The sequence below is a fragment of the Bradyrhizobium sp. CCGUVB23 genome (assembly GCF_024199885.1).
Classification (GTDB): Bacteria; Pseudomonadota; Alphaproteobacteria; order Rhizobiales; family Xanthobacteraceae; genus Bradyrhizobium.
In genome coordinates this window covers 4,610,158-4,627,063 of sequence record NZ_JANADQ010000001.1, presented here as the reverse complement: position 1 = coordinate 4,627,063, position 16,906 = coordinate 4,610,158, and the positions used below count along the sequence as shown (strand labels likewise).

17 protein-coding genes and 1 tRNA gene are annotated in these 16,906 nt (G+C 60.4%); 8 read left to right on the top strand and 10 right to left on the bottom strand.

Features of this window, described 5'->3' with window-relative positions; translation table 11 throughout:
• Positions 1–39 precede the first annotated feature (39 nt).
• Genes NLN62_RS21245 through NLN62_RS21230 form a run of 4 tightly spaced genes read right to left on the bottom strand, consistent with a single transcriptional unit; the run spans position 40 to position 3,937 of the window.
• Positions 40–1,353 carry an MFS transporter gene (locus NLN62_RS21245; protein WP_254110063.1) on the bottom strand — a complete coding sequence of 438 codons (1,314 nt, stop codon included), beginning with the start codon at positions 1,351–1,353 and terminating at the stop codon, positions 40–42.
• A gap of 44 nt (positions 1,354–1,397) precedes the next feature.
• Positions 1,398–2,186 (bottom strand): SDR family oxidoreductase, encoded by a 789-nt coding sequence (locus NLN62_RS21240; protein ID WP_027520786.1) that lies wholly within the window; start codon positions 2,184–2,186, stop codon positions 1,398–1,400.
• Positions 2,183–3,175: a D-2-hydroxyacid dehydrogenase family protein gene (locus NLN62_RS21235; protein WP_254110062.1), complete on the bottom strand. Its 993-nt coding sequence runs from the start codon at positions 3,173–3,175 to the stop codon at positions 2,183–2,185. Before NLN62_RS21235 ends, NLN62_RS21240 begins: the two co-directional genes overlap by 4 nt.
• Positions 3,176–3,190: 15 nt before the next feature.
• Entirely contained in the window at positions 3,191–3,937 is a 747-nt protein-coding gene (locus NLN62_RS21230) for an RraA family protein (RefSeq protein WP_254110061.1), read from the bottom strand.
• 125 nt (positions 3,938–4,062) lie between these two features.
• On the opposite strand from NLN62_RS21230, the gene NLN62_RS21225 reads away from it, so the two are divergent.
• The 3 genes from NLN62_RS21225 (at position 4,063) to mctP (ending at position 7,137) form a co-directional block, all read left to right on the top strand.
• Positions 4,063–4,989 carry a LysR family transcriptional regulator gene (locus NLN62_RS21225; RefSeq protein ID WP_027520789.1) on the top strand — a complete coding sequence of 309 codons (927 nt, stop codon included), beginning with the start codon at positions 4,063–4,065 and terminating at the stop codon, positions 4,987–4,989.
• Positions 4,990–5,266: 277 nt separating this feature from the next.
• Positions 5,267–5,518, top strand: coding sequence for a DUF3311 domain-containing protein (locus tag NLN62_RS21220; protein ID WP_084801315.1), 252 nt, complete (start codon positions 5,267–5,269; stop codon positions 5,516–5,518).
• Between the two features lie 65 nt (positions 5,519–5,583).
• Positions 5,584–7,137 (top strand): monocarboxylate uptake permease MctP, encoded by a 1,554-nt coding sequence (mctP, locus tag NLN62_RS21215; protein ID WP_035660722.1) that lies wholly within the window; start codon positions 5,584–5,586, stop codon positions 7,135–7,137.
• Positions 7,138–7,558: 421 nt separating this feature from the next.
• Here the strand turns inward: mctP and NLN62_RS21210 are convergent, their stop codons facing one another.
• Positions 7,559–8,704, bottom strand: a complete 1,146-nt coding sequence (locus NLN62_RS21210; protein ID WP_027520791.1) for an alpha-hydroxy acid oxidase — start codon at positions 8,702–8,704, stop codon at positions 7,559–7,561.
• Between the two features lie 71 nt (positions 8,705–8,775).
• Complete coding sequence (locus NLN62_RS21205) at positions 8,776–9,189, bottom strand: hypothetical protein (RefSeq protein WP_254110060.1); 414 nt, start codon at positions 9,187–9,189, stop codon at positions 8,776–8,778.
• Positions 9,190–9,877: 688 nt separating this feature from the next.
• Here NLN62_RS21205 and NLN62_RS21200 point away from each other — a divergent pair.
• The 3 genes from NLN62_RS21200 (at position 9,878) to NLN62_RS53505 (ending at position 12,001) form a co-directional block, all read left to right on the top strand.
• Entirely contained in the window at positions 9,878–10,894 is a 1,017-nt protein-coding gene (locus tag NLN62_RS21200) for a hypothetical protein (RefSeq protein WP_254110059.1), read from the top strand.
• A 104-nt stretch (positions 10,895–10,998) separates the two neighbouring features.
• Positions 10,999–11,523, top strand: coding sequence for a hypothetical protein (locus NLN62_RS21195; protein WP_254110058.1), 525 nt, complete (start codon positions 10,999–11,001; stop codon positions 11,521–11,523).
• 121 nt (positions 11,524–11,644) lie between these two features.
• Complete coding sequence (locus NLN62_RS53505; RefSeq protein WP_371933006.1) at positions 11,645–12,001, top strand: hypothetical protein; 357 nt, start codon at positions 11,645–11,647, stop codon at positions 11,999–12,001.
• Positions 12,002–12,237: 236 nt separating this feature from the next.
• Here NLN62_RS53505 and NLN62_RS21190 read toward each other — a convergent pair whose 3' ends face one another.
• Positions 12,238–12,951: a nitroreductase gene (locus tag NLN62_RS21190; RefSeq protein WP_051389578.1), complete on the bottom strand. Its 714-nt coding sequence runs from the start codon at positions 12,949–12,951 to the stop codon at positions 12,238–12,240.
• Between the two features lie 103 nt (positions 12,952–13,054).
• On the opposite strand from NLN62_RS21190, the gene NLN62_RS21185 reads away from it, so the two are divergent.
• Positions 13,055–13,963, top strand: coding sequence for a LysR family transcriptional regulator (locus NLN62_RS21185; RefSeq protein WP_254110057.1), 909 nt, complete (start codon positions 13,055–13,057; stop codon positions 13,961–13,963).
• A gap of 166 nt (positions 13,964–14,129) precedes the next feature.
• On the opposite strand, the gene NLN62_RS21180 is transcribed toward NLN62_RS21185, so the two are convergent.
• Positions 14,130–14,227: transfer RNA gene (locus tag NLN62_RS21180), tRNA-Ser, on the bottom strand.
• 127 nt (positions 14,228–14,354) lie between these two features.
• On the opposite strand from NLN62_RS21180, the gene NLN62_RS21175 reads away from it, so the two are divergent.
• Positions 14,355–15,656, top strand: a complete 1,302-nt coding sequence (locus NLN62_RS21175; protein ID WP_254110056.1) for an integrase family protein — start codon at positions 14,355–14,357, stop codon at positions 15,654–15,656.
• 37 nt (positions 15,657–15,693) lie between these two features.
• Here NLN62_RS21175 and NLN62_RS21170 read toward each other — a convergent pair whose 3' ends face one another.
• Together NLN62_RS21170 and NLN62_RS21165 are read right to left on the bottom strand one after the other, a co-directional pair.
• On the bottom strand, positions 15,694–16,437 hold the full coding sequence (locus NLN62_RS21170) for an SDR family NAD(P)-dependent oxidoreductase (protein WP_254110055.1): 744 nt from the start codon (positions 16,435–16,437) through the stop codon (positions 15,694–15,696).
• A 47-nt stretch (positions 16,438–16,484) separates the two neighbouring features.
• Positions 16,485–16,874 (bottom strand): DoxX family protein, encoded by a 390-nt coding sequence (locus NLN62_RS21165; protein ID WP_254110054.1) that lies wholly within the window; start codon positions 16,872–16,874, stop codon positions 16,485–16,487.
• Positions 16,875–16,906: the final 32 nt, after the last annotated feature.

Genomic DNA, 16,906 nt, shown 5'->3' with positions numbered 1-16,906 from the left:
GGACTCCTCATCATCTTCACGTGGCAGTTTCGCGCGTCATCACGGGGTTGCGGGACCTGGCTGGGTCGTGACGACGGCGAGATTTTTTCCGGCGTCGGGCCTGATCTCGTCTTCCACGCCGGACTTAAGGCTGATGCCCTTCGTTTCGGGCAGCAGTAGCGTGGCGACCAGGGCGATGCCGTAGCCGATCAACGCCACGAGCCCGATCGCCTCAGCCAGCGTGATCCACTGGGCCAGGATTCCAATGCAGGAAACCGCAGCCGCGCCGACCGCCTTGCCGAAATTGTAGGCGAAGCTTTGGCCGTTGGCCCGGATCGCTGTCGGAAACAGCTCCGTGAAGAACGGTCCCAGCACGGCATAGTTGCCGATCGTGAAGAAACCGAATGGCACTCCGAGCAGGATCAGCGTCCAGCCGGAGAGCGGCAGGAACATGTAGGCGACGGTCACGACCCAGGAGCAGACCAGGAACAGCTGAAACGTCCGGCGGCGACCAAGCTGATCCGACAGATAGGCACTCACCAGAAAGCCGAAGAAGGCTCCACCAGTCACGAAGAACACGTAGTACCCCGAGGCGCTTGGTGACAAATGGCGAATGGTCTTCATGAAAGTGGGCAGCCAGTTCACGATGGCTCCGCCGACACCGATCACGCCGAAGGCCAGAAGCGACGACAGAATGGTGGTCGGAAGAATGGCGGGCCGGAAGATGGCCGCCAGGCCGGGGAGTTGGTCCCTCTCCGCGAGAGCGGCGCGCGTATTTGTGTACACCTCCGGCTCTGTGAGGCCGCGACGCAGATAGAGAACAAGCAGCCCGGGCAAGACGCCGATCATCAGCAGAACGCGCCAGCCATAATCGTGCGGAAGGAGCGCGAAAACGACACCCGCCAGAATGGCGGCCATGCTCCAGCCGATGCCGAAACCGCTTTGGACGCAACCCACGGCTTTGCCGCGATGTGCCGGGCGGATGATCTCACCCATCAGAACCGCGCCCGCGGCCCATTCACCGCCGAACCCCAGTCCTTGCAGCACGCGCACGACGATGAGTTGATCGAAATCCCGGGTGAACCCGGCGATGAAGGTGAACAGCGAAAACCAGAGGATCGTGAACTGCATCACCCGGACTCGGCCGAACCGATCGGCCAAATATCCGCAGGCCCAACCACCGATCGCTGCGGAAAGAAGAGTTGCCGTTGCGAGGTAGCCTGCCTGCGCCGTGCTCATCCCCCAGGCCGCGATCAGGACAGGGAGCGCGAAACTGAAGAGCTGCGCGTCCATGGCGTCGACCGCCCAGCCCGCGAAACAACTCCAAAACGTACTACGCTCACGGTCAGTCAATTCCCGATACCAACCGAACATCTGATCCGTCCCTGGATTTGTTTTTTGTTGTTTGTTTGCGCTTGTTAGACGACGAGAGGCGTCAGACCTCCGTCCATCGTCACGGAGGCGCCGGTCACGTACGACGCCCGTGCGCTTGCGAGGTACAGCACAGCATCGGCCACCTCCTCCGGGTTGGCATATCGGCCGAGCGGAATGCGCTGCTGATTTTGTCGGAGCAGTTCCTCTGGCGGCTTGCCGGTCAGGCGGGACTCAGCCTCGAGCGACATCTGCACACGATCGGTGAGCGTGGCTCCGGGGTTGACCACGTTGATGCGGACGCCGGCATGTCCCCAGGCCGCCGCCAGTCCGGCAGAGGCGAGCATGAGCGCGGCGTTTGCGGCTCCGCCCGGCAGGTGGATCGGAGACGCGATCTTGCCGCCGGTGCCGACGATGTTGACGATCGCACCGGCCCGGCGAGCGACCATCCGGGGCAAGGCGAAGTCGATCGCGTTCATGTAGGAGAAGAATTTCGCGTCCATGGCAATCCGCCACTTGTCCGTCGTCAGCTCGCTCGGGGGAACGCGCTTGGCGCCTCCGGCCGAGTTGACGAGAACAGCGAGGGGGCCAACCTGCTCCTCAACCGCTACGACCACCTTTTCCGCATCCGATGGATTGGACAGATCGCCCGCGAAGCAGGCGACGCTAATGTCGTGCTCGCCAAGCGCGGCTCGGGCCTTGTCCAGATTGGCCTCGTTGCGCGACGCAATTGCCACGCGGGCCCCTTCTCGTCCGAAGGCCTGGGCGCAGGCAAGACCGATGCCTTTGCTGCCGCCGGTGATCAGGACGACCTTTCCGTCCAGTTCGAGATTCATTGGCACGATTCCTGTTTGAGCGAGGCCGGATTGCGAACGTTGATTGGCGTGCCGCGCGCGAATGCCACGATCTGGTCGAAGGCGTTGCCGTAGCCGAACTCGTAATTGTCACGCTCCACATAGCCGAGATGTGGCGTGCACAGGGCATTTGGCAGCCGAAGGAGCGGATCGTCGGGATTCGTGAGCGGCTCGCGCTCGAAGACGTCCACCGCCGCCTTGCCCGGCCGCCCCTGCTTTAGAGCTGTCACCAGAGCGCCGGGCTTAATCAGTTCTGCCCGGCTGGTATTCACGAGCAGCGCGGTTGGCTTCATCCGGGCGAGGTCGTCCGGGCCGATCATTCCCGCGGTGTCCGCGCTCAAGCGCAGATGCAAACTCAAGATATCTGACTGTTCGAACAGCTCCTTCGCGTTCGCTGCCACATGGTAGCCTGCGGCCGCCGCCCGCTCGAGCGATCCCTGCCGCCCCCACACCAGCAGCTTCATTCCGAATGCGACACCGATTTCCGCCACAAGAGCGCCAAGCTTGCCGAAGCCGTAGACGCCGAGCGTCCCGCCATGCAGTCCCAACCCGATCGTCGACTGCCATCGTCCCGAGCGCAAGGAGCAGCTTTCGAAGGGGATGTTGCGCATCGCAGCCAAGATGAGGCCCCAGGTCAACTCGACCGTGCAATGAGAGGGGCGCCCGCCCAAGGCCGAGCAGACGACCACATCGTGCCGTGTGCAGGCGTCGAGATCGATGTGGGGCACGTGCCCGTTCTGGCTGATCAGCTTGAGCTTCGGCAGGCGGCTGAGCAGCGCCGCGTCCACCTTGGTGCGCTCCCGCATCAGCACGAGCGCATCGGTCTCGGCCAGCCGCCCGGCCAAGGCGTCGAGATCCCCGACATGGTCGTTCCAGATCGTCACCTCGTGCCCCCGCAGTTTCTTGAAGCAGTCGAGGCTTCGCACCACGTCCTGATAGTCGTCGATGACGGCAACGCGCAGCCGCTGCATGGGATGGCTCCGCGCTCAAGCGTTGGTCGGGAGATCTGCGACCGAAACGCCGGCATCGATGGCTTCGCATTTCCGACTTTCGAACGATGCCTTCTGGAGTGCGCGCACCAGCACCTCCGGTGCACGGTCGCGCGGGATGAAGCACACGCCGGTCTCATCAGCGACCACGATATCGCCCGGCGAAACGCGAACGCCGGCCACCTGAATGTCCCCGTTGATCTCGACGGTCTCGATGCGCCACTTGCCGGTCACCGGCGTGATCTCGGTGGCCCAGATCGGATAGCCGACACGCCTGGAGTGACCGACGTCGCGGACGCCGCCGTGCACGATGGCACCGGCCTCGCCCTGCCGCTTACCGGTTTGCGCCGAAATACCGCCCATGTTGGAAATGCCGGCGACGCCATCGATCACCACCACGTCGCCGGGAAGCGCGAGGTTGTGCGCCTCGAATTCCGCCATGCGATTGACGTGCTCGCGCGCGGTTTCATAGACGTGCTCGCGCTGAAGAATGTTGCGCACCGTCAGCGCCGGGCCGACGATGGCTGAGCCCGCGATAGTGGGCTTCAGCAACGACGCCCCGATCGCCCCGGTGATGCCCATCTCATCCATGATGTCCGAAATCACGCTGGTGGCATCTCCGATCGACTTGAAGCCTTCAACCAGCCCGCAAGGGGGGCGAGGAGCGCGCGCGAGGCGTATCCGGTCGGGAGCGATTTTCCCCGTGAGTTTCGGCAGGCGGACCTCAGTGACGGCGGGATTCATGCGATAGGGCTTCCTCAAGTGCTCTTGCGAGACCCATGCTTGGCGGCCTCGCTTTATAAGTTGCGCAAATCATTTCCCCAGTCCAATTTAGATTTTGATGGACCATCATCATCTGGGTGAATAACGTGCGTTTCGACCTAAACCTGGCCGCCGTACTGGAAGCCATCATGTTGGAGCGCAACGTGACGCGTGCCGCGGCCAGCCTCGGCATGAGCCAGCCGGCGGTCAGCAACGCGCTACGACGCGCGCGTGCCCTTGCCGGGGATCGGTTGTTCCTGAAGGCGGCCGCCGGGGTGCAACCCACGGCACGAATGCTGGCAATCTGGCCAGAGCTTCATCGCTCGCTCGGGATGATCCGCTCGTCGATCACGCCGCAGCATTTCGACCCTCGTACAGAGACGACGACCTTCCGATTTGCAGTCACTGACAGCCTGGCCGTGGAAGCGGTCTCCGCCGTAACGTTGAGGTTGAGAGCTGCCGCGCCGCTGGCACGGATCGCGTTTTCCTTTCACACCAATGCAAATTCCCTGGCGGGGATTGAGCGTGGGACGTTGGACTGTGCGGTCGGCATGTTCCCGGCCCTCCCCAGGCACATGCACGTCCAAGGCGTGCGCACGGATCAATATATTTGCGTGATGCGCCGGGAACATGAATTGGCCCACCGGCTGACCCTGAAACGGTTTGTCGCGGCCGATCATGTTTTGGTCACGCCATCCGGCACCGACCTGGGCGTGGTCGATGGATGGCTCAGCTTGCAAGGCCACACACGATCGATTGCGGCGGTGGTCAACCACTTCGCTGATGCTTTGCGAATTGTCGCGGAAAGCGACTTGCTGACCTGCGTGCCGCAAAGTTACGTCGACGGCTATGGCCGGTCCCTCATCGCGAAGCACGAGCTCGCAGCCTTCGCGTTACCGTTCGAAACCGAGCGAATTCTTCACAAAATGATCTGGCACGAGCGTCTTCACGCGCATCCTGCGCACCAGTGGTTTCGCGCGTTGGTCGCCGACGCCTGTAGTCTCCCTGCTGGCAGTGAAACTCCTACGCCTTAGTTCGGAATGCTGACGGTCACCGATAGGATGGACCGCGATGGACGAGCGGAGCAATCGCGAGGATTGCCGCCTCAACTCGTCGCGGCGCGCTGAAAGCGCGCCATAGCCGAAACGGGACAGGAACTCGGGAACAGGTGATGCGTTACGACGACGGCGCGGATGAGAAGGCCGCGTGGAGGTGACAAGCCCCAACTTTTGCTGCCGGGATAATCGAGTTAGCTCCGCTACCGTCCGCATCATTGACCGGCATTGGCGCACCTCGGTGAAGGAGGCCTCCATGTCAAACGGCGTCGGTTCGAAACACAGCATCCAGGAAGCAGCCGGCGGCCGGCAGGACGAAAAACGCGCCGGATGGAGCTGGTGGTACCTGCTCCTCCTCATTCAATTCGTCGCCGTTCTCTGGCCGCCGTTCTACAACATGGCCGAGCCCGAGCTCATCGGCATCCCATTCTTCTACTGGTACCAGCTTCTCTGGGTCATCATTGGAGCCATCCTGACTGCAATGGTCTATTTCGCGACGGAGGAATAGCCCGCTCGCGGGTGCAATCACGCAAGGGGAAACGATAACGAGGAGGGCCAATCGGGAGGAGTGCCGTGCAGGACGTCAACTGGACTGCCTTGATCATCTTCCTGGTGCTGTTTGCGCTGATCACGTGGCTCGGCTTTGCAGCCGCGCATTGGCGCAAGGGCGACCTCGATCAGTTGCATGAATGGGGGCTTGGCGGACGTCGCTTCGGCACAATCGTCACCTGGTTCTTGATAGGCGGCGACCTCTACACGGCCTACACCTTCATTGCGGTTCCGGCGCTGGCTTTCGGGGCCGGCGCGGTCGCTTTCTTTGCTGTCCCGTATACGATCATCGCTTACCCCATCCTCTTCCTGGTTTTTCCGCGGCTTTGGTACGTCTGCCACCGGCACAACTACATCACGGCTGCCGACTTCGTCCGCGGGCGCTTCGGCAATCGCTGGCTCGCGCTGGCGATGGCGGTCACCGGCATCGTCGCGACATTGCCCTATATTGCGCTCCAGCTTGTCGGGCTTCAGGTCGTGATCGGTGGGATGGGCGTTTCCGGCGAGGGCTATAGTGGCGACCTGCCGCTGCTGTTCGCGTTCATCATCCTCGCAGCCTTCACCTATTCGAGCGGACTGCGGGCCCCCGCGTCAATCGCCATCGTCAAGGACATCCTGATCTACATCACGGCGTTCGCTACCATCGTCGCCGTTCCCATACAGCTTGGCGGTTTTGAGAAGATCTTCGCAGCCGTACCGGATTCGAAACTCCTGCTGGCTACGCCCGGCGCCAACACGACCGGCGCGTACGGCGCCTACGCGACGCTGGCGCTCGGATCGGCGCTGGCGCTCTTCCTTTACCCCCATTCGATCACGGGTATCCTGAGCGCCAGCAGCGGACGCGCCGTCAGGCGCAACGCGGCACTTCTGCCTGCCTATTCATTCATGCTTGGCCTGCTTGCGCTCGTCGGCTTCTTCGCGATTGCCGCAGACGTCGGCACGCTTCCCGAATATGCGACCGGCTTCAAACAGTTCGGCAACAATTTTGCGGTGCCGGCCCTGTTCCTCCACAGCTTCCCGTCATGGTTCGTCGGCATCGCCTTTGCCGCCATCGGCATCGGAGCGCTCGTGCCCGCCGCGATCATGTCGATCGCTGCCGCCAATCTCTACACGCGCAACATTCACCGCGAATTTATCAACGGCGCGCCCACCGACAAGCAGGAAGCGCAGATGGCAAAGTGGGTGTCGCTCATCGTCAAGTTCGGCGCGCTGGCCTTCATCGTGTTCGTGCCATCGAAATTTGCGATCTACCTGCAGCTCCTCGGCGGAATCTGGATCATCCAGACGCTGCCTGCCGTGATGCTCGGCGTCTACACGCGATGGTTCAACGATTGGGCGCTACTCATCGGATGGGCCGCGGGAATTGTTGCGGGAACCGCGATGTTCGTCGCCGCGAACCTTACCCCGACCTATGCTCTTGCGGTAGGCGAGTTCACCTTTCCCGGCTATTCGGCGCTGTATGCCGTGGTCCTCAACCTCATTCTGACACTCGTCCTCACGCCGCTGTTCAATCTCGTCAGCCGCACTTCGGCCGATGAGACTCTCGCGACCGAATATCGGGCGCCGTTGCGAACCTGAGAAAGCATCGCAAGACGGAAAAGCGCAGTGTCGCAGTCCGGCTGCGACCGGCGGAAAACGCCATTGAGAGTACGGCGCCCGTCAGGCTTCCCGGACCTCTCGCCGAATATCACCGGCTCTATCCCAACTTTGTCTTGGCAATTAATTCTTGGCGCAACTAATTCCTGGCGTTCCGCGTCTTGCTCGCTCCCCTGAGCGGGGTCACAGGTGATGGAGCCGGATTGTCCCAGCCTGCCATTTGCAGACAGGTGAGCAGATCGACATAGCTTTGTATTCCCCCTTGCGAAGCCTCGCCTTCGCAACTTTCGCGCATCGGAGCAGGAACGGTCAGCCAGGTCGAGCTCAGCTGTTGCTGATGGAGCGATGGAATACTGAGAGGGATCGGGATTTGTTGTGAGCGTATCGTCCGACTGGTTCGCGTTCACCTGAACCGCAGATTGTCGCGCGAGAGCTGGCTGACCGAGGTGCAGCCCATCAGCTTCATGTCGCGCTCGATTTCGGTCCGCATCATGCCGAGAGCCCGCTCGACGCCGGCCTGGCCGGCGGCAGCCAGAGGATAGAGATAATAACGGCCGAGACCGACCGCCTTGGCGCCGACTGAGAGGGCCTTCAGGACATGGCTGCCCCGTTGGACCCCGCCATCCATGAGCACGTCGATCCGGTCACCCACGGCATCGACGATTTCGGCCAATTGATCGAATGACGCCCGAGAGCCGTCCAGTTGCCGGCCGCCATGGTTGGAGATGACGATGCCGGTACAACCGATCTCGGCGGCGCGCCTGGCGTCGTCAGCGGATACGATGCCCTTGAGGCAGAATTGGCCGTTCCACGACCGAACCATTTCAGCTACATCGTCCCAATTCATGGATGGGTCGAGCATTTCCGTGAAATAGCGGCCGATCGAGAGTGCGCCGCCGCTCATGTCAATGTGCTCGTCGAGTTGCGGCAGCTTGAAGCGCTCGTGGGTAATGTACTCTAACCCCCACCTCGGCTTGATCGCAAATTGCAGCATGCCGGCAAGCGTCAACCTGAACGGTATTGAAAAGCCGGTGCGCAGATCGCGTTCGCGGTTGCCGCCGGTGATGCTGTCGACGGTCAGCATCATGACCTGGACACCGGCGTCCTTCGCTCGTTGCATCATGGCCCGGTTGAGGCCCCGGTCCCTGTGAAAATAGAACTGATAGACCTGTGGCGTATCGTGAGCCTTGCGTAGCTCCTCGAGGCTCACCGTCCCGAGCGAGGATACTCCGAACATGGTGCCGTATTTTGCTGCTGCGGCCGCGACGGCGCGCTCACCCTGGTGGTGGAAAAGGCGTTGCAAGGCCGTCGGGGAGCAATAGACCGGCAGAGCCAGCTTCTGGCCCATGACTTCGACGGAGAGATCAACCTGCTCCACGCCGCGCAGAACGTTGGGCACGAGGTCGCAGTCCTCGAAGGCTTTCGTGTTGCGCCGGTATGTCACCTCATCGTCTGCGGCGCCGTCGATGTAGTTGAATATCGGGCCGGGCAGCCGTCGCTCGGCCAAGCGACGGAAGTCATGAAAGTTGTGGCAGTCGCGCAAGTTCATGGGTGCTCTCATGCTCGATCCGAGCCCGTAAGGCTCTACCGGTCCCGGTTGGCAGCGACCTCACCAGGGAGCTACCTCGTCGGCGAGAATATGCCAAGGTCTTGGGTGCCTGCCACATCTGAAACTGGCGCGTCGGATTTCGATTCCGAGCGCGCCGGTTGCATATGTTTCTCCGTCAAGAAGAATGACCCGGTTGATAAGGTCGGTTCAACTGGATCTCCGGATTCACGCGCACGCCGGACCCGGGCTTTGAGGTCGAGGCTCATCCAGCAGTCGTACATGAGCCAGAAGTCGTCGCCGACCTTGTTGCGCATGTCCTCAATGATCTTGATGTTCTTCTTCAGACCCTCATCGCCTTCGGCGGGACCGTGTAGCAAGGGCAGCTTGCCGCCGATGAAGCCGAGTTCCTTGGCGATGTCAGTACGCGCACTGGTGGCGTAGAACTGCAGCTCGTCGCGCACGAGCCCCGTGACGACGCAAGCCAAGCAGCACATCGAGCATATCGCCGACTGATACGTGAAATATCAGATCATTCCCAAACGACCGGACATCGCCAATTTCGTGACAGATATCACGGGCGAACGCTGACGATCATCGCACGCACCTATGGGCACCAGATTTCGGCGTCAGGATTGAGCGGCTTCCAGCCGAAAAAGCCTCCAGCAGAGCAGCACGCGTCGTCTCGCTATGAAAAAGGCTGAGGCTGGCTTGCCCAACCGACGCTCGCAAAGCGAGCGAGAAATGGCGCGCCAGGGCCGATGAAGATGGGCACTACTGCTTCGCCGTGGCGCTATGATGCAACGGCCGAAACCGCGACGATCACGCGCGGCGGTTGCCAAGGGTACGCCCCAGCATTCGGGTTGAGGTGTTCGGATGCTATCACCGAACGCAGGCGTTGCACGAACATGCTGGTATTCCATGGTTTTGAGGAAATCACAGGAAGAGCGGGTGATTTGAACCCTGGAGACGTCGTCCGCTACAAAAGAACCTTAACGGGTCCGGCGGGGATGGGTTGCCATGAGATCAGTCCGGTTGGCATCAAATCCGGTTTCGGCTTTGGTGCGGTCTGCGTCTTTTGCGACGCCGACTCTGGCAATGGCTTTCCGCGCCTGACCGGCTGCCTTGCAAAGCACCTAAGCGCCGGCTGCGGATCGATCGCCGAAGGAATCGAAGATGGCAACGAACTTTATTCTCAGAAGCCCTTACCTGCCATCAAACCGGTCAACCTACAGGTTGGATGCGCCATCGCCGCTTGCCTGGTTTCAGTCGATTTGGCCTCGCCTGCGCGAAGATGCCGGCATCAGCAGCAAGGAATTGCTGAATGTCGAAAACCTATATTACTTCGCGGGCTTCGCCGAAAACGTCCGGGACAAGGGGCTCGCCGCGCCCGCGAACATGGACGACTTGCAAACACTTCTGTCTCACAACTGGTATGGTATCGTCGAGTGCCGGGATGGATATGTCCTCATCGAGACCGACGACGACGAGGTGCAACTCGCTTTCTGGTGGGTCAGCGACGAAGTTCTTGAGGCGGAACAAGAGCGCTTCGCCTGCTATTCCGCCGATCGACTGCCGCCGGAAACCGGCAGCGGAGGATTCGATCCTGGTTTCGGCATCGCCTTGGCTGGCAACGTTGGGGGAGTTGGCTCGGTTTTCGGCGTCTTTGCGACAGTGTGGGACGGCGGCAATCTCCTCGACCTCCCCGGTCCCATCGAAGTGCGTGGGTTGCGTCTTCCTGAATTCGCCGGCTGGCTGCGGGCTGTTCCACCCGGAAAAATAACCATACCGGGACTGCTTCCGCCAGGACTCAAGGTGGACCATTTGCTCGAACTCGAATGGATGGCGCTGATAGCGCGGCACAATCCGGAACTTAACGTTCCGGCCTTGTTGCGCCGTCTGGGCGAGGTGTCTCCGACGAATGTCGATAAGCACTGCGAGGAAATGGCGGCGGGCACGCTGACCGAGGATGAGCTGCGGAAGGAGCCCCGGTGGCACCGTCGGGATGAACCTTCGATCTCCTTGCAGGACAACGCGCATTCAGTCGAACTCCGGCTGTCCGATGGATTTTGCACGCACGTCTGGTTTCTGTTCGATGACCTCTGGGCATCGGCGCATCCGGTCTTGGCCCGTTCATTGCTGCGGTTCGGCCTGCCGATTTCCCAAGAAGTCTGGGCGGAACGGCATCCGTGACTTCTGCCGGCCGCTACCGCCCGATTGCAGGTTTGGCATACGTGAACGGGGCATCAACGGGTGGGATGCGAGCCCTTCGGCAAACAGTGAAGGAGCGAACAGCCATGAACGCTATCCTTCGCGCTAGCGCAGTGGCCGCTGCGCTGCTTCCAGTTTGGCTGGCGCCGGCGCTGTCGAGCGCTGAGCAATGTCGCACCGGTCCTGTTACTTTCGAGGCCCCAGCCTGCACCGTCGAGAAGACCGCCTACGGGGAAGGACCGGCCTCGTACGCCCAATGGAAAGAGGGTGGGACAATCTACACGGTGATCGTGGTCACAGCGAGAAAGCCGATTTCTTTCAAGGGGTATCTTGGGAGATGGCTGCACCAGCACAAATGCACCGCCAGCGAAATCCCCTTCGACCACAAACTCGGCATCGAAGGCGTCGAGAGCTCAGTCAAGCCCGGCACGCCGCTGCAAATCACATGGAAGGGAACATGCGCTGCCTATGAGAAGTATATTGTCCGCGCGATCAGCCTCAAGCGGCAGGTGGTGGAATTACATGTAACCCTACCGTTGGGTGACCCCGCTCCGATTGAAGCCGCATTGGCCGCATTCTTGGACCGGGTACGCCTATATCCCGCGCAGTAGTGGCAGAGTCCGCTGCTTGGCCCGGTGACAGTGCACCCAACTCAACAACTAGACTGAGGTCAATCGAAGGACCGGCCGGTTTCGGCGGCGATAGCGAATACCGAAGTGGCGCCCACGGCCGATGAAGATGGGCACTACTCGTTCGCCATCGCACTATGACCCGGCTGCCGACCAAGCGATCCAGCCGGATGACCTGCGACGGACTGCGATCTTGCGCTACGCCTTATGGGCGGCTGTCCTCCCGATTTCGCGGCTGGTCCGGTTACTCTTCGATAGCGGCCCTTTCAATTCCGGGAACGGCGTGATGGGCCAAATGTCGCCAAAGGCTTTCGACCTTTGGCAGCGAACGCTTGCAGAAGGCCTGATGCGATGTGGGATTGCCTCGGAAAGCGCAGGTCTACTTGCGTCAACAGTCCCGGCCGCTTTTGAGGGCGGGCTTGTTCAGGCGCGGGTGGCTCGGTCCAAAGAGCTGCTCTAGGTGTGTGCATCACAGATGGCTTATCTTTGCTCTCGGTCGCAAGATTCCGCTTCATCCGGCAAGAAAGGGTAGAGCGGCGCGCGGCTTCGGCTCTCTCGAGGTTCGAGGAGTTCGCTTCGAAGTAATTATTGCTGGTGCGCCACCACCGCGCCGAGCCAAGTCTGCAGCAGTGATAGTCGGCACAGGCTCGGAGGGGCCCAAACTAAGCAGTGGGGCAGCTTCGCCGTCGCCGGCGTTCATGGGGATACCGGCGCCGGGCGGTTCAGTTCTTCGAGTGCAAAACCGCGCAGGTCAGCAATTTCCTCGAGAGATGCACGTTCGGTCACCAGACTGTTGATCGGTTGCGACGCGTCGCGGTAGCCGAGCGAGATGCCGCAGAACACGATTAGCTCCGGAGGCAAATCGAGATGCGCGCGCACCGTCTTGTGCATCGCCGCCCACGCCGCCTGCGGACACGCAGCCAAGCCGCGCTCGTGGGCAAGCAGCAGTATAGATTGCAGGAACATGCCAGTATCGGCCCATTGTCCCTGCTCCATGGCGCGGTCGATCGACAGGATCATACCGACAGGCGCGCCGTAGAAATCGAAATTGCGCGCAAATTGCATCAAGCGGCCCAGCTTGTTTTCTTTGCCGATGCCGATCGTTGCATACATATCCTCAGCGCATTTCAGGCGCCGACTATTGTAAGGGTCTTTCAGATGAGCCGCGTAGATATTGTACTCGGATCCTTCGCCCGCTGAATTCGCTGCAAGGCTCTGCTTTACTGCCGCCTTGAGCTGTTCGAGATCGGACCCCGCCATCGCCGTCACTCGCCATGGCTGCATGTTGCTGCTCGAAGCTGTATGGCGGGCGATTTCGATGATCTCGCGCACGATTGAAAGCGGAATGGACTTGTTCAGGAACGCACGCGCCGAATGACGCTCTAAGATGGCTCGCGTTACGGTTGTCATGGATGCTCTGTGAGAAACATGGATGATCTTAAAGAAAGCTTCTATTCAACCAATCTACGGATTAATAGATAGATATATCGATTAAGACAAATCCGTGAGACGCATGAATAAGGCAAGCTTCTCGGAGGCTGAAGCGTTCTTGGCGATCGTGGACACAGGCGGCTTTGGCGCGGCTGCGCGCGAGCTTGGCGTCACGCAATCGACGGTCAGCCGGCGCGTCACCGCTCTGGAAGCACGCATCGGAAGGCGACTCATCCAGCGCACCACCCGCCGCGTCTCACTTACCGAAGCAGGATCCGCGTTCGCAAATGATCTGCGGGATGTTCTGGCAAGATTGGCTGATGCGGAGGGTCGCGCACAGGCAGACGAGATCGAGCCGGGAGGTCTGCTCCGCGTCACCATGCCGACTGCATACGGGCGCACGCGTATCGTTCCAAGATTGGTTGCGATATCTGCGCGCTATCCTCGTCTCCGGCTGGAAGTCGATCTGTCGGATCGATACGTCGATTTGCTCGAGGATGGGTATGATGTTGCAATCCGCATTGCGGAGCCGACCCAGTCGGGCTTGGTGTCCCGGCAGATAGATCGTTTCACGCTCCACGCGTGCGCATCTCCCGATTACTTGATGAGAAAGGATTCAATCGTACATCCACGTGATCTTGTTCGCCACGACTGCGTCGTGCAGCGCACCTACGCGCCGCGCAATAAATGGCGCTTCAATATGGGTGACGGAGCTGTTGAGATCAACATCGTGCCACGAATCGTAGTCAGCGACATGGCGGCCGCGAGAGAGCTTGTGGTCTCTGGCGCAGGAATATCGATTCTGCCGTCGTATTTGGTGACCGACGACATCGCAGCCGGGCGGCTAGTGGAAGTCATGCCGGCAGCATCACTTCCGAGCGTCGAGGTTTTTGCCTCATTTTCTCACCACCGCCGGACCCTTTCCAAGATCCTCGTCTTGATCGAAGAGCTCGAAGCAACAGGATCGCTTTCGAGACGCCCGCCACGCTGAAGCGATTATCTGCAGGCAGACAGCCGCGTCGAGCACCGACGAACTGCGTCGTACGCAGTGCCCCAGGCCGCTGTAAGGCCCGAGATGCGTTGTCCATGCCATGGGGGGTTAGGGGGCAGCGCAGGAACGGCCCATCATGCGGGCCATAGCGTGCTCTGGCGTAAAATGGCGCGCCCGGAACGATTCGAACGTCCGACCCTCAGATTCGTAGTCTGAATTCGAAGCTATTCTATCGCGCCTTGCCACGCGCTGCCACACTCCCGCCCTCCCAACAAACTATTGATCAATCGTATGATTTCGTGCTGCGGCGCGCCCGAGCGTAGCTGCACCGCGATAACTCTCATCATGGACTTCCCCAGACTAAACCCAGACTAAAATGGTGGAGACAGTTATGGCTGATCAGCGCGAAGTCCTTACCGACAAAAGCATTGCTCGCCTGTGTCCTGGGGAGAAGCAGTACAAGGTGCGCGATAGCGAACTGCCAGGATTTTTTGTGCTCGTCGGAAAGCGCCGGAAGACGTTCATGGCTCAAGGCGAATTCTGGCGTGACGGTGTTCGTGAATTCACAGCGCAGGTAAAGCTCGGCGACTTTGGTGACATGACGACGCGCCAAGCGCGAGGTAAGGCCAAGGAAGCGCTCGGAACGATAGCCAAAGGCGAACGTCCTGGTGAAGTTCAGAAGATCAAGCCAGGCTCAATAACCCTTCGGCAGGCATGGGAGCGCTACCGCGATGCTCATATGAAACGCAAGGGTCGAAGTTCAGGGACGATTGAAAGCTATCGAGATCACATAGAGCGGCTTTTTGAGGATTGGCTCGACCGTCCACTTGCACGCCTTGGCCGACAACCGACGCTAGTTATTCAACGCCATGACAAGATTACGAAGGAAAGCGGTCCTTATATTGCCAATGGAGCGATGCGCAGCTTGCGGGCCGTCTACAACCACGCGCGGAAGAGCAATACCGATCTGCCTGCCGTTAACCCGGTCTCCGCTATCGACTGGAATAAGGAGCATCGACGCAATACGGGAATGGGTCCAAACGACATCAGCCAATGGCTGAAGGAGCTTTGCGCAATGGAGAACCCGCTAAGGCGGGAGTTTCACCTTCTGACGCTCTTCAGTGGCTCACGACCGACAGCCCTTAAGAAGGTCCGGATAGAGCATATCGATCTACGAGGGAGGCTGATCCACATCCCGAGACCCAAGGGTGGAGAGGAGAAAGCATTCGACATCCCACTATCGCGGCCAATGATCCGCTGCATAATTCGCGCAATCAGGTTGGGACGGATCTTGTATTCTGAGCAAGGGAAATCGTGGTTATTTCCTGCTGAGAGCGAACCAGGACACCTCGTTGAGCACAAGGAAGAGAGAAAGGTCCTTTCCAAATGGGGCAACGATCTGCGACAGAGCTATCGCACGCTCGCGCAGGCAGCAGGTGTTTCGGAACTCGATATTCACCTGTTGATGAACCATTCGCTTCCGGGCGTGAACGCAGGGTACATAACGCGTGACCGTTTACTAAGGGATCACCTGCGCCAGCAGCAGCAAAGAATATCAGGGTTGGTTGTTGATGGCCCCGAAGTAAAGCGAAATCCATCGTTAGTTCGATGGCTCCGAAGCGCGAAAGACGCGGAGATTGCCTCTCAGACTGAACTAAGAGCTCGATCTGAGACGACGTCGATGGCGGCATAGACTGAAAGCTACCGCTCGTCGTAGACCGTTGCCCACTTCACCGCGCGCTGTCGATGATCGAGCCGCCATCCGGAGTCAGGCTGTAGCCCGTCAGGAATTGAGCATCCTTGCTCGCGAGAAACAGGACCACTGGCGCGATGTCTTCTTCGGGCGATCCAAAACGAGCGAGCGGGTTGTTTGGCGCGGGCACGTCCACCTCCTTGCCCCATGTCTCCGCCACTGGCAGGACGTTGTTCACGGTAATCTTGTCGACGCCCCATTCCCGCGCCGCTGTCCGAGTTAGGGCGCGCACCGCCTCCTTTGCCATGTTGTAGGGACCATATCCCGCTAGGCCGATGATACCGGCCATCGAGCCGAAGTTGATGACCCGACCCGCTCCGCTCGCTTTGAGGTGCGGATGGCAGGTTTGCATCGTTCGAAGATAGGCGATCGGGCCCATCTCAAAATTGCGCTGCAACTGCTCCGTCGAGAGATCGATGATGGACGAGTTCGGCACGGACGGGTCGAAGGCGTTGTTCACCAGGATGTCGATGCCGCCGTAGGCTGCGACTACCTTGTCTACTGCCGCCCTGATCTGACCGGCATCGCTAATGTCACAGACGACACCGAGAGCGGTGCCGCCGGCGGCCTCGATTTCCGCAACCGTGGCATCCACGTTCGCAGGCGTAAGCGAGAGGACCGCGACCTTCGCGCCTTCGGCCGCGAAAAGCTTCGCGGCAGCGCGGCCGATGCCGCGGCCTGCGCCGGTAACGATGGCAACTTTTCCATCCAAACGATTCAAGTTCGTCTCCTTCGAATAGCTTTCTTCTGATGGTAGCTTCCGGCCCGTCAGAAGACGCCCGCCACCGCGTAGGGCGACGGGATTTCGCGGGCGGCGTTTTGCGTGACGAACGAGGTGATGAGCAACGCGAGTCCGATCACGGCGGGCAACGCTCCGCTAGGCTTCCGGACGGCGAGGTGCGCCATGCCGGCCAACAGCAGGTGATAGAGCATCCCCGCGTAAGCGAGATCGCTGAGCGCCACGTTGACGCGCAGCAGAATCGCGGCCGCGCCCAATACCTTCACGGCGATCATGAGGGGCACGAGGTACGCCGGGTATCCGAGGTCGACCAGAGCCCGCCCGGCCCAATCCCTTTTCGTGAGGTACATGAAGGCGGATGTCAGATACAGCAGGGACAAGAGAGCCGTGCTGATCCAGTACGTGTAGATCGTAGCCATAGGGTCGTCATGCTCGCTGATGGGACGGCAAC